Source organism: Amycolatopsis sp. (genome assembly GCF_025464955.1).
Classification (GTDB): Bacteria; Actinomycetota; Actinomycetes; order Mycobacteriales; family Pseudonocardiaceae; genus Amycolatopsis.
The window spans coordinates 29,515-42,693 of the sequence record NZ_JAODNM010000097.1 but is presented as its reverse complement, the minus strand read 5'-3'; the positions used below and the strand labels follow the sequence as shown (position 1 = coordinate 42,693).

Genomic DNA, 13,179 nt, shown 5'->3' with positions numbered 1-13,179 from the left:
GGTGGCCGCCGTCAAGAGGTCAGGCGACCGGTTCGGTGCCGAGTGCTTCGAGGAACGAACGCGCCCACCTGTCGACGTCATGGGTGAGGACCTGACGACGTAGGGCACGCATCCGGCGTCTGCCCTCGGCGGGGTCGAGCGTAATGGCTGCCAGTAGGGCGTTCTTAACCCCGTCCAAGTCGTGAGGATTTACCAGGAATGCACTACTCAATTCGGCGGCCGCGCCGGCGAATTCGGACAGGACGAGTGCCCCTCCGAGGTCGTGCCGACACGCTACGTACTCCTTGCACACCAGGTTCATCCCGTCCCTCAACGGGGTTACGACCATCACGTCGGCGGCGGAGAAGAAGGCCGCCAGCTCGGTGCGGTCCACGGACTGGTGAAGGTAGTGCACGACCGGGTGACCCACGCGGGCGAACTCGCCGTTGATCCGGCCGACCATCTGCTCGATGTCGCCGCGCATCCGCTGGTAGTGCTCGACGCGCTCGCGGCTCGGGGTCGCAAGCTGCACGAACGTGACGTCCTCCGGTTTGACCCGGCCCTCGTGCAGCAGCTCGTGCAGTGCCTGCAACCGCAGGTCGATGCCCTTGGTGTAGTCCAGTCTGTCGACCCCGAGCATGACGATCTTCGGGTTACCCAGGTCGCGGCGGACCTGCGCGGCGCGCTCGATGACGCCCTTCGAGCGGGCGAGCGTGTCGAGCCCGGCCGCGTCGATCGAGATGGGGAACGCGCCGACGCGGACCGTCCGGTCCCCGACCTGCACCATGCCGGGCCGCGACCGGACCCCGACCGCGCCGCGGCTCGGCTCCAGGCCGATCAGCTGACGGGCCAGCCACAGGAAGTTCTGCGCGCCGCCGGGGCGGTGGAACCCGACCAGGTCGGCGCCGATCAGCCCGCGCACGATCTCGGTCCGCCACGGGAGCTGCATGAACAGCTCGACCGGGGGGAACGGGATGTGCAGGAAGAAGCCGATCCGCAGGTCGGGACGTAGCTCGCGGAGCATGCTGGGCACCAGTTGGAGCTGGTAGTCCTGGATCCAGACCGTCGCGCCCTGGGCCGCCACGGCGGCGCTGGCCTCGGCGAACCGGCGGTTGACCCGGCGGTAGCTCTCCCACCAGGTCCGCTCGAACTGCGGCCGCGCGACGACGTCGTGGTAGAGCGGCCACAGCGAGGCGTTGGAGAAACCCTCGTAGTAGTCGCGGACCTCGTCGGAGGACAGCGTGACCGGATGCAGCACCAGGCCGTCGTCGTCGAACTCCTCGACGTCGACGTCGGGCACACCGGGCCAGCCGACCCACGCGCCCTTGCGCGAGCGGAGGAACGGCTCCAGCGCGGACACGAGCCCGCCGGGGCTCGCCGTCCACCGCTGGGTGCCGTCGGCGGAACGGTCAAGGTCGACCGGGAGCCTGTTCGCCACGACTACGAAGTCGGCGGAATTCGGGCTAAACGGCTCGGAACTGCTCTCACTCACGTCAGCTGCTCCCTCGCTCTGGGGTCGCCGCCCTGTGAAACCTTATCGCGAGATGACCGTCCGGTCAGTGCGCGGACGGCCTACTCCAGCCGCCGTTTGGCGGGTCGGAGCGGGCCCGCCATCCGCGGACCGGACAGTTTCCGCTCCAGCAGACCGAGGCCCGTTCGCACCGGCTGCGCCAGATATTCACCGAGTACCACGCCCGCTGCCAGGGCAAGCCCGATCGCGACGGCCGTCATCAGCGTCGAGATGTTGCCGCCGGGCTCGACCCCGAGCTGGTACAGCCCACGATAGGTCGACAGCCCCGGCAGCAGGGGAGTGATTCCGGACACGGCGACCACCAGCGGGGTCACCTTGAGCCGCCTGGCCAGCACCCCGCCGCAGAACCCGACCAGCGTCGCGGCGATCGCCGACGAGCTGACCTGGTCGAACTGGGTGAGCATCAAGGCGCCGTAAACCGCGGCACCGATCGTGCCGGCGGCCGCCGCGACCAGCGTCGCGCGCATCGTCGAATACGAGGCCAGCGCGAAGCACGCTGCCGCGCCGGCGCCACCGATGATCACCAGCGGCAGGCCCTGCGGCGTCGAGCTGACGACCTCGGGCAGCGGCGTCCGCGGCAGCCCGAGCAGCAGGGCGATCTTCAGCGCCAGCACGACTCCGGCGATCAGCCCGGCGCTCATCAGCGCGGTTTCCATCGTGCGGCCGGCGGCGGTGACGTTGAACCCGGTGATCGCGTCCTGCACCGCCGACACCGTCGAGAGTCCCGACAGCAGCACGGTGACCGCCGCGGCGACCACCAGCGTGGGTTTGTCCGTGGTCAACAGGTTGCTCGAGACGATGACCATCGCCGACAGCGTCGCCACCAGCCCGCCGACGACCTGCTGGAAGAAGAACGGCAGCGCGTAACGGTTGAGGAGCCGGCCGAGCCGGTCGACCACCATGCTGATCACCATCGCGACGGCGGCGACATCGAAGCCGCCGCCGATGATCAGCGCGATGAAGCCCGCCAGCCCGCCCCAGGCCAGCGTCGCCGTCCAGCGCGGGTACGGGTGTGGCGCGGACGTGATCCGCTGCAGCTCGGACTGGGCTTCCTCGGCGCTGATGTTGCCGCGGGTGATCTGCTGGACCAGCATCTCGGCGGCGGACAGGCGGCTGTAGTCGAGACTGCGCGAGCGGACCACTCGCAACGCCGTCACCGGGGCCATGTCGGTGCCGCGGTGGCAGGTGACGGTGATGGACGTGAAGATGACGTCGACTTCGCAGTGCGGCAGGCCCAGCGCCGAGGTCAGCGCGATGATCGTCGCCGTGACGTCCGAGGCGCCGGCGCCGCTGGACATCTGGACCTCGCCGATGCGCAGACTCAGGTCCAGCACGAAGTTGACGGTGGAGTCGCTCGGCAGCTGCGGGCCGATGGCCTCTTCGGTGTCGGCCGCTGGCTGCTCGCCCGTGTGCGCTTCGAGGATGTGCCAAGCACGCCTGCGCAAGACGTTGCCGGTGTGACGACGGCTGGGTGGCGCGTCTTGCGCGGCCTCCAGCACCTGCCACGCGTGTCTGCTCGCATGCCCCTTGCCGCGCTGGTTGATCTTCATGATCACTCCACCTCCTCACCCGTCGTTCCCGGGGATCATCGGCATCGACGACCTGACCGTTGCACGTAGCGGGAAGTGTCGTCCACCACGTTCCCTCTGGGGCGTGGTGGACGGGCCTAAGCCGGGCGGCCGAGGCCGACGAGGCGGGCGCGTTCGGCGGCTTCGGCGCGGCTGGGGGTGTCCAGCTTCGTCATCACCGCGGACACGTGGTTGCGGACGGTCTTGGGCGCGAGCCCGAGCCGCTGCGCGATGACGTGGTTGGCCTGACCGGCGGCGAGGAGGTCCAGCACTTCCTCCTCGCGCGTCGTGAGGGTCGGGAACGGGCGGGCCGGGGTCACCGCGAACAGCATGTCCAGTACCTGCCGCGCGACGTGTTCGCCGAAGACCGCCGAGCCCGCCGCGACGCCGCGGACCGCGCGGACGATGTCCGCCTCGCCCGCGTCGCCCGGCAGGTAACCCCGTGCGCCCGCACGCATCGCGGCGAACACCGACTCGCTCTCGCGGACGTCGGTCAGCACAAGCACCGCCGTCCGCGGGGCCGCCTTGAGCACCTCCCTGGTCACGGAGATCCCGTCGAGCTCGGGCATCCGGACGTCGATCAGCAGCACCTCGGGCCGGAGCCTGCCTGTCTCGTGAACGGCCTCCCAACCGGTCTTGACCCGCGCCACCACGCTGATTCCCGGCGTGGCGGACAGCGGTACACCGAGTACGACCCTGACGTCCCCTACCGGCGTTCGCATGCTCATCATCGTGCTCAGTGCGCTCTTTGACCGGTATCCGTGGCAGTACGTAAAACGTGCACTTCCCCGGCTGCGTAGTGCGCCGAATGGGACGTTCACCGCTCAGAGTGTCACTTGCCGAGGGCCCATTGGGCCAGCGCCAGCCGTGAAGTCAGGCCGAGTTTGGCGTACGCGTTGCGCAGGTGGGTTTCCACCGTGCGCTCGCTCAGGAAGAGCCGCGCGGCAATGTCCGCATTGGACAGTCCCTCGCCGACGAGTCCGGTGACCTGCGTCTCCCGCTTGCTCAGCGGGCCGGCGCTGCGACCGGACCGCACCCGGACGCCGAGCGATCGGGCCAGCCGCCGGGCGCGGTCGGCCCACGGCGCGGCCCCGGTCTGCTCGAAGACGTCGAGGCAGCTCTTCGTGGCGTCGACGTCCGACGTGAGTTCCGCCCACTCCAGCCGGGTCTGGGCGGCCAGCAGCCGCGCGCCCATCGCGTCGAGCCGGTTCGCCGCCGTGTCCAGCAGCGCCGGTTCGCGGCGGGACAGCCCGTCGAGCTGGTCCGCCTGCGCGTCGAGGAACGGCGCTGTCTGGCCGACGCGCCGGAGCACGGCCGTCGCCGCGGCCACGCCTGCGGAATCTCCGGCGGCCAGCGCGGCGAGGCCGGGGTACAGGAACCCGACGACGAGCACGAGCTGTTCGTCGTGCACGGTCCAGTCGGGTACGGGAGGCGCGGTTCCCGGATGTCCGCTGTGCAACGCCATCGCCGTGTCGACCAGGTGCGTCAGCGTGACCGTGCTCGCGTCGCCGGGGAAACTCCGCCTCGCCTCGGCGACACACGCGGCTGCCTCGGCGAGTTCGCCCCGCTCGGTGTGCAGGAACGCGCGGCACAGCAGAGTCCGGTGCAGCGACCTGTTCAACCCGGTGAAGTTGGTGATGCGGTTGATCGCCCGCATCGCGCTGTCCAGGTCGCCGGCCGCGTAGTGCGACGCAGCCAGCGCGTACTGCCCGGAGGAATAGCCGGACGCCAGGATGAAACTGACGCGGTTGCCGGTGCTCGCCTTCGCGTACCCGATGGCGCCCGGCATGTCCCCGGCCAGCATCGAGAGGCCGACCAGTGCCCGCCTGCTCGCCTGAGCGGGCAGCGGCGAAGACGCCTCGCACAGTTCCGCGTAGGCCAGCGCGCGTTCGGCCTCGACAAGTGAGGTGCCGAAGTCCCGGTTGTACATGGCCACCAGCGAATGCCCGGTGTGGGCGGCGGCCTGCACGGCCGGCGAGTCGTCCTCCGCCGCGACCGCGGCCAGTTTGTCCACTGTGGACTTCGCCTCGGCGAGGTTGCCGGTGCGCATGGCGTAGACCAGGTGCAGGGTCAGCGAGTCGGGCGACTTCGCGGTTTCCTTTCCCGCGTACGCCTCCGCCTGGGCCGCGTTGCCGCGTTCCGACTCCAGCAGCGAAAGCCGGTGGTGCACCATGCTTCGCAGCTCGCCCTCGCCGAAGCGGTCGGCCAGCTCGGCGGCCTCCCGCCAGCCCTCCGCGGCGGCGTCGAGGTTGCCGACGCTCTGCCGTGCCTGGCCGAGCCCGTTCAACAGTCGCAGCAGGAGGTCCGTCCGGCCGGCGTCCCGCGCCCCGGCCAACGCCGCGCCGAGATACTGCTCGGCCTCGTCCGCGGCGAACACGTCGAGCGCACGCCAACCGGCCTCGGCCAGCACTTCGATCGCCCGGGTCGCGTCGACAAGGTCGCCGGCGTCGCGGTAGTGAGGCGCGAGCGCGAGGACGTCGCCCGGGGTCAGGCTGTCGATGATCTCGGCGAGCTGGGCGTGCACACGACGTCGTTCGCCGAGGGTGAGCTCGCCGTAGGCCACCTCGGCGTAGAGCGGGTGAGCCACGCGATAGGTGACCTGGCGGCCGTCTTCGTGCTCGGTGATCAGGCCGTCGGTCCGCAGTTTCCGTACGGTACGGAGGAATTCCGCCTCATCCGACGTCCACGCGGCACGCAGCACCTCGGTGGAACCGGTGTTCCCGGCGACGGCGACGAGTTCCATCAGGCGCCGCTCGGGGTCGTCGAGTCGTTGCAACCGGCTGAGTACGGCGTCGCGCACGATGATCGGCAGCGCCTCCGGCCGCAGCACCGGGCCGCGGACCAGCGCCGTGATGAACAGCGGGACGCCCCTGGCGCGATCGAGCACGCCCCGCAGGAGGTCCGGCGCCGGTTCGTGGCCGAGTAGATCGCCGATCAGGCTCGCCGCCTCGGGATCCGGGAGCGGCGACACCTCGAGCTCGGCGTCCGGCCGGGCCCGGCGCGCGGCCATGGCGAGCTCGCTCAGCGCGTCCGTCGTCTCGCTCGGGCGATACCCGGCGAGGACGAGAACCGGCTGGTCAGCCACCCCGCTGCCGATGTAGTGCAGCAGTTCGACGGTGCCGTGGTCGGCCCAGTGCAGGTCGTCGACGAACAGCAGCACCGGCGCCCGCTCGGCGATCCGGCGGACCAGCTGGGTGACCGCCTCGAACATGCGCGTGCGCTCGAGATCGGGCTCGCCGAGCGGTTCCACCGCGGGCAGCCGCGGATCGGCGAGCAGTCGGCCGAGGTCGGCGAGACCGTCGAGCAGCCGTGCTGATTCGACGGCGGTCAGCGTGGACAGGTGCCGCCGGACGGCCTCGACGATCGGCGCGTAGGCGAGACCGGCGTGGAGCGGATGGGCCTGCGCCGACAGCGTGACGAACCCGCGTCCACCCGCGAGGGCGACGACTTCGGCGGCGAGGCGCGACTTCCCGATGCCCGCCTCGCCCGAGATCAGCACGGTCCGGCCGGATCCCGCGCGGACGTCGTCGAGCGTGCGCGCGAGCGACGCCAGCTCGACGTCTCTCCCGCGCAGCCGAAAATCCATGAGTGTCAAGGTAGCGCAGACTCAACGCCGGGTGCCGGTGATCAACACCGTATCCCCGTCGCCGCCTATCTCGGCCGCGTCGACGTCGACCAGCCCGGCACCTTCCAGCCAGCCGCGATACGCCTTCGGCGGGTGCACCGCGCCGCGCCGGGTACGCAGGTAGAGCGACAGGTCGCACGCCGCCGCCGTCGGCCCGCCTGCCATCGCGTCGACGACGGCGAAAGTGCCGCCCGGCTCCAACGCGGGGACGAGATCCCGGATCAGTTCCGCGCACGAGGGCTCGTCGAACAGATGGCAGACCTGGCCGATCAGGATCAGGTCGTAGGACTCGGGGGCGATGACGGCGTTGAACATGTCGCCCGGCAGGTAGTCGAAGCGGTCGTCGAGGCCCGCGCGCGAAACCGCGTGCCGGGTCGCGCGCAAGACCGGCGGCAGGTCGAGCGCGGTCACACGGCAGCTTGGGCTCGCCGTGGCCAGCGCGATGCTCCACGGCGCCGCTCCAGCGCCGACGTCCAGCAGCCGCTTCGGCGGCCGAAGCCGTTGCGCTACTTCGGCTGGCTGGTCCTGCCACAACCCGGCCAAGAACGCCACGTGCGCCGGGTACACCTCGGCCGCTGTCGCCGGGTCGTCGCCCGCGAAGACCGGGCGGCCGGTGCGCGTCGACTCGGGCAGGTGGTCCCACAGCGGCAGGATCGGGTGCAGCGACGCGAGCCCGGGCACGGTGGGGCGGTAGCGGCCGTCGGCCATGCGCTCCACGAAGCCCCCAGGCTCCAGTGCGGCCAGCACCACCCGGACGCCGCGTTCGTGCGCGCCACAACTGCGGGCCAACTCCGCGGGCGCGGCCGGTTCGCGGTCGATCCGGTCGAGCAAGCCGAGCTGGACCGCGGTGGAATAGGCCGCGACCGTCGACGCCGCCTCGCTCAGCTTCTTGAACGGCGCGTTCACGACTTCGCCGCATGGAGGTTTCCCATGCCCGCATCGTCGTGTCCCGGGCGTTCCGGCGGTATCCGTGGCAGTACTGAGTTTTCAGGTTTCGTGGTCGGTGATCCAGCGGGCGAGGGCCAACCGGGAGCTGAGGCCGAGTTTGGCGTAGGTGTTGCGGAGGTGGGTTTCCACCGTGCGTTCGCTGAGGAACAGCCGCGTCGCGATGTCGGCGTTGGACAGTCCTTCGCCGACGAGCCCGGCGACCTGGAACTCGCGTTTGCTGAGCGGCCCGGACCTGCGCGGAACGGGTAGCCGCAGGCCGAGGGAACGGGCGAGGTGTCGTGCTCGCTCGGCCCATGGCACCGCGCCTGCCCGCTCGAAGACCGCGAGCGTGTCGAGCACCGCGTTGACGTCCGACGTGAGTTCGGCCTGCGCGAGCCGTGTCTGCGCGGCCAGCAGCGGCGAACCGAAGTCGGCGAGGCGTTTCGCGGTCTTCCCGAGCAGGTCGGCGTCGCGAGTGTGGATCCCCGTAGCCCGGTCGACGAGGACGTCGAGGAACGGCGAGGACACGTCAACCAGCGCAGCCGCTTCGGGACCAGCGAAGGCGAGTCTCAACGCCATGGTCGTCGGCTCGTGGTGGACCGCCCAGTACGTCAACGGCGGCACGTCACCGGGACGCCCGGTGTGCGTCGCGATCGCGCCGCGCGCCACCTCGGCCAACGCGACCAGGCCGGGCTCGTGGGCGGTCGGGATCGCGTCGGCTTCAGCCAGGGTCTTCGCCGCCTCGCCGAGCTGTCCCGACTCGGCGAGCAGGAAGGCCTGACACGACAACGCGCGCGCCAGCGACCGAGGCAACCGCGCGCGCCTGGCGTACTCGACGCTGGCCGTCATCTGTAGCAACGCCGACGGCAGATCTCCGGTCAGATACCGCGTCAGCGTCAAGTCGGTCTGTCCGGTGCATCTTGCCGGCGCGACCCCCGACCGCGTCTGGATGTCGAGACCCCGTTCGGCGTACCCGACGGCGGTTTCCAGCTCGCCCGCCAACACGGTGTACCCGACGACGTCGTGCAATGCCCAGTTCTCAACGACAACAGCCCGGCCTTCAGCGCCTCTGCCGTGCTCGGCCGCCTCCAACGCATGGTCGCGTGCGGCCGCGAAGTCACTGTCCAGCACCGCGATCAACGAGTTCCGGAGGCCGGCCGCGGCTCGGACCGCCGGGACCGTGCTGGGCTCCTCAAGCGCCGCGAGCTGGTCGACCGTGGCCCGCAGCGCCGCGCGGTCGCCGTGCCGCACGGTGAAGATCGTGCGCACGGCGATGAGATCCGTGCCGAGGTCCGCCGGCTCGGGCAGGCGGATCGCGCCTTTCGCGGCGTGCCGTTGGGCCGCCGCGAGGTTGCCACGTTCCGATTCCAGCAGCGCGATCCGGAACTGCGTCGAGCTGAACTCCTCCAGCCGCCCGGCTTCGGCGGCCGACGCGGCATTGTCCGTCCACGCCGTGATCGCGTCGTCCATCCGGCCGAGCCCGATCAACGCCTGACCGCTCGCGTTCCTGAGCTGGTTCAACCGCTCCGAACCCTCAGCCGCTTCGTCGATGGCCGAGCCGAGGTACTGGATGGCCTCCTCGTAGGCGTGGATGCGCAAGGCACGGAAACCCGCCTCTTCCATCACCTCTGCGGCGCGTTTCGGATCGACGAGGTCGCCCGCTTCGCGGTAGTGCGGCGCGAGGGAGAGCACGTCGTCGGGGGTGCCCGCGTCGATGGCTTCGGCCAGGACCGCGTGCAGCTGACGTCGTTCGCCCGCGGAGAGTTCGCCGTAGGCGACTTCGGCGTACATAGGATGCGCGACGCGGTAATGCAACGACCGGCCGGCGAGGACTTCGGTGATCAGACCGCCCGAAAGCAGCGCGCGCAACGCGGAGTTCGTGGTTTGACCGGTGGTGCGCAGGACCTCCGCGGACGCGCTTTCCCCGGCGACCGCGATGAACTCCAGCAGCTGCCGCTCCGGGGGCTCCAGCCTTCGCAGCCTGCTCAGGACGAGGTCTCGGATGATCGCCGGGAGCTCGTCGGCGAGCAGCTTCGTGCCGTGGGCGAGCGCGGTGACGAACAGGGGGATGCCTTTGGCGCGATCGGTCACGCCGTGCAGGAACTCCGCCGGGGGCGCGGCACCGAGCACGTCGCGGACGAGTTCGGCGACCGAGGAATCGGTGAGCGGTGACAGCCTCAGTTCGCTGGTGGGCAGGTCGCGGCGGATCGCGGTCAGGAGATCGCTCAGCGCGACGCCGGCGTCGTTCGTCCGTGACGTCGCGAGCAGCACCGTGCGGCTGTCGGTGAGAGCGCGGCCGAGGTAGTGGAGGAGCTCGATCGTGCCGCGGTCGGCCCAGTGCAGGTCGTCGACGAACAGGAGCACGGGGTGTTCCCGCGCGAGTCGTTCGAGCAGCCGGGCGACGGCCTCGAACATGCGCGTCCTCTCGAGCTCCGGATCGCCGAGCGGGACCGCGGCGGGGAACCGAGGGTCCGCGAACAACCGGCCGAGGTCGGCCAATTCGGTGTGGGCGGACAGATATGGGCGCAGCGCTTCGACGATCGGTGCGTACGCCAGCCCGGCGTGCAGTGAATGCGCCCGGCCTTCGGCCACAGTGAAGCCGCGTTCCCTAGCGGTGGTGACGGTTTCCGCGGCCAGCCTGGACTTGCCGATACCCGCCTCGCCGGTGAGGACGAGCATCCGGCCGTGGCCGAGCTTCGCGGCGTCAAGCGCTGCGACCAGCTCAGCCAGTTCGGGCTCTCGGCCGATCAGTCTGTGGTCCACGTTCGTCATTCTGGGGTCATTTCTGGGGTCACGCCGGGTTCTCGGCGGCCCAGCGGGCGAGTGTCAGGCGTGACGTGAGTTCGAGTTTGGCATAAGTGTTACGCAGGTGGGTTTCCACCGTGCGCTCGCTGAGGAACAGCCGCGTCGCGATGTCCGCATTGGACAGTCCTTCACCGACGAGCGCCGCGACCTGGGACTCGCGTTTGCTCAGCGGCCCAGACTTGCGCGGCGTTGGCAGTCGCAGGCCGAGAGAGCGGGCGAGCTGGCGTGCGCGGTCGGCCCACGGCTCCGCTCCGGCCTGTTCGAACACCGCCAGACATGCCCGGACGGCCGCCTTGTCATGGGTGAATTCGGCGCAGCGCAACCGTGTCTGCGCTGCGAGCAGGGGTGCACCCGCCGCTTCGAAGGTATCCGACGCCGTCCGCAGCGGACCCGGTGCGGAGTCAGCCAGACCGTCGAGGGCGTCTGCGATCGCGAGGACAAAAGGCTCGCCCTGGCCGTCTTTTCGCAGCTTGATCACGTGGTCGACGCAGACGTTTCCGGTGTAGGCGGCGAAGAGCAGCCTGATCCACATCATCATCGGATCGCTGAACCAGACCAGCGTGGTCGGCGGCGGGGCCGGACGGCCCGAATGCAAGGCGAGTGCCGTCTGCGCCAGTTCGAACAGCATGGTCAGCTCGGGTTCGTGTCCGTTGTGAAGTTGGGTCGCTTCGTCGAGCGCGGCCGCGGCCTCACTGAGATTTCCGCGTTCTGCCAGCAGGAATGCCTTACAGGACAGGTTGCGGTACAAGGCTCGCGGTACCGAAGACCGCCGGGTGAGGGCGACACCCGCTTCGACGTCGGCCAGCGCGGCGTCGAGCTCACCACCTAGATACCGCACGAACGCCGTCGCCCACGACCAGGAGCCGCGGCCCGCCGGCATCAGGTACTTGGTGAACTGGTGCTGACCCTCTCGGACCAGGTTCAATGCCCCGGTCACGTCGCCGCCGCCGATTTTGAGCGTGGCGAGTTCCCGGTTCACCCAGACGCCCAGCAGCGGCGCGACGTTGTGCTGGCGACCGGCGTAGACGAGCGCGAGTTCGATCTGTTCGCGCGCGATGGCCAAGTCGCCGTCCAGCCTGGCCACGACCGTCCGGCCCAGGTGGCCCGAGGCCAGCGCCACGTCGTCGGCGTCGGGCTCGACAAAAGCGGCCAGTCTTCCGGCGATCAGGTGCGTCTCGTCGAGGTCGCCGTGGCGCATGGTCAGCATCAAGGCGAGAAAGGTGCTTTCCGCGCCTGCCGCCGTCGTGCCGTGCGGCGCGGCCGCGACGGCCGCGCGCCGGTACTGCTCGGAAAGTGCGTGGTTGCCGCGTTCCGACTCGATCAGCGCCAGCCAGTTGTTCAGCTCGTTGGACAGGTCGAGTTCGCCGTTCTGGTCGGCCAGCGTCACCGCGGAGTTCCACACGGCGACCGCGGAGTCGATGTCGTGACAGCCGATATGGGCTTTTCCGAGCCCGACGAGCAGCACGATGGCGGGCTTTCCCTTGGTGCTGTCGGCTGCCGCTTTGAGGTACTCCACCGCCTCGCCGGATTCACCGATGCTCAGCGCCCGCCACCCGGCGAGGGACAGCACCTTGGTCGCGCCTTTGGCTTCGGCCAGGTTGCCCGCGGCGCGGTAGTGCGGGGCGAGGGCGAACGCGTCGTCCGGGGTGAGCGTGCCGATCGCCTCGGCGAGGGTGGCGTGCAGCGACCGCCGCTCGCCCATGCCGAGCTCGGCGTAGGCGACCTCGGCGTACAGCGGGTGAGTGAGCCGGTACGCGATCGTGCGGCCGACGGCGTGCTCGGTGAGCAGGCCCTCGATGCCGAGGCGGCGCAGGAGCGGCAGCGGGTCCGGGCCGTCCCAGACCGCGCCGACGATCTCCGTCGACGCACTTTCGCCGGCGACGGCGATGATCTCGATCAGGCGGCGTTCGGGTTCGCCGAGGCGGTTCAGGCGGCCGAGCACGACGTCCCGCACGATGACCGGCAGCCCGGCCGGGGTGTTGCCGTCGACCAGCGCGGTCACGAACAGCGGGACCCCCTTCGCGCGATTGGTCACCTCCTGCACGAGCCCGGCCGGTGGCTCGCCGTCGAAACGGTGGCGGACGAGCTCGGCGACCGCGGTGTCCGGCAGTGCCGCCAGTACCAGCTCGGTGTGTTCGCGGCGGATCGAGATCGCGAGCTCGCGCAGCGGCCCATCCGCGTCGGCCGTCCGGTAGGTGGCCACGACCAGCGTCCGCCCGGTGACCGGCGAGGTGCCCAGGTAGTGCAGGAGCTCGATGGTCCCGCGGTCGGCCCAGTGAAGATCGTCGATGAAGAGGAACACTGGGCGTTCCTCGGCGAGTAGCTCGACCAGCCGGGCGACGGCCTCGAACATGCGCGTCTTCTCGAGCTCCGGGTCGCCCAGCGGCGCGGCGGCTGGGAACCGCGGGTCGGCGAAGAGGCGTCCGAGGTCGGCCAACCCGGTGTGGCCGTCGAGGTGCGGGCGTAGTGCCTCGACGATGGGCGCGTACGCAAGCCCAGCGTGCAGCGGGTGCGCACGGCCCTCCAACGTCGTGAAGCCGCGCTCGCCGGCGACCGTGAGCGCCTCTTTCGCCAGCCGGGACTTGCCGATGCCGGCCTCCCCGGACAGCAGCACGAACCGCCCCCGCCCGCCCGCCACGACATCGACGGCTTCCCGCAACGCGGCCAGCTCGCGATCACGGCCGACCAGCCGCGGCACCGGCTGGTGATCTTTCGTCCGAGCGCCCATGCTGACCAAGTATGGC

The 13,179-nt window shown here is 70.4% G+C and carries 7 protein-coding genes; all 7 read right to left on the bottom strand.

Going from position 1 to position 13,179, the window contains the following annotated elements:
• Positions 1-19 precede the first annotated feature (19 nt).
• The 7 genes from JWQ81_RS23310 to JWQ81_RS23280 all read right to left on the bottom strand — a co-directional run bounded on the left by JWQ81_RS23310 (position 20) and on the right by JWQ81_RS23280 (position 13,163).
• Positions 20-1,471, bottom strand: a complete 1,452-nt coding sequence (locus JWQ81_RS23310) for a trehalose-6-phosphate synthase (RefSeq protein WP_297544624.1) — start codon at positions 1,469-1,471, stop codon at positions 20-22.
• Positions 1,472-1,551: 80 nt separating this feature from the next.
• Positions 1,552-3,060 (bottom strand): threonine/serine exporter family protein, encoded by a 1,509-nt coding sequence (locus tag JWQ81_RS23305; RefSeq protein ID WP_297544623.1) that lies wholly within the window; start codon positions 3,058-3,060, stop codon positions 1,552-1,554.
• A gap of 116 nt (positions 3,061-3,176) precedes the next feature.
• A complete protein-coding gene (locus JWQ81_RS23300; protein WP_297544622.1) occupies positions 3,177-3,800 on the bottom strand; it encodes a response regulator transcription factor in 624 nt (207 codons plus the stop codon).
• 110 nt (positions 3,801-3,910) lie between these two features.
• A complete protein-coding gene (locus JWQ81_RS23295) occupies positions 3,911-6,664 on the bottom strand; it encodes an AAA family ATPase (protein ID WP_297544621.1) in 2,754 nt (917 codons plus the stop codon).
• 21 nt (positions 6,665-6,685) lie between these two features.
• Positions 6,686-7,609 (bottom strand): methyltransferase, encoded by a 924-nt coding sequence (locus JWQ81_RS23290; RefSeq protein ID WP_297544620.1) that lies wholly within the window; start codon positions 7,607-7,609, stop codon positions 6,686-6,688.
• Positions 7,610-7,690: 81 nt separating this feature from the next.
• Complete coding sequence (locus tag JWQ81_RS23285; protein ID WP_297544619.1) at positions 7,691-10,393, bottom strand: AAA family ATPase; 2,703 nt, start codon at positions 10,391-10,393, stop codon at positions 7,691-7,693.
• A 28-nt stretch (positions 10,394-10,421) separates the two neighbouring features.
• Positions 10,422-13,163: a BREX system ATP-binding domain-containing protein gene (locus JWQ81_RS23280; protein ID WP_297544618.1), complete on the bottom strand. Its 2,742-nt coding sequence runs from the start codon at positions 13,161-13,163 to the stop codon at positions 10,422-10,424.
• Positions 13,164-13,179 lie beyond the last annotated feature (16 nt).

What these genes read in the sequence shown, in the direction of transcription:
- JWQ81_RS23305 (WP_297544623.1), bottom strand. Translation starts at nt 3,060, where the DNA reads ATGAAGATCAACCAGCGCGGCAAGGGGCATGCGAGCAGACACGCGTGG.
- JWQ81_RS23300 (WP_297544622.1), bottom strand. Translation starts at nt 3,800, where the DNA reads ATGCGAACGCCGGTAGGGGACGTCAGGGTCGTACTCGGTGTACCGCTG.
- JWQ81_RS23295 (WP_297544621.1), bottom strand. Translation starts at nt 6,664, where the DNA reads ATGGATTTTCGGCTGCGCGGGAGAGACGTCGAGCTGGCGTCGCTCGCG.
- JWQ81_RS23280 (WP_297544618.1), bottom strand. Translation starts at nt 13,163, where the DNA reads ATGGGCGCTCGGACGAAAGATCACCAGCCGGTGCCGCGGCTGGTCGGC.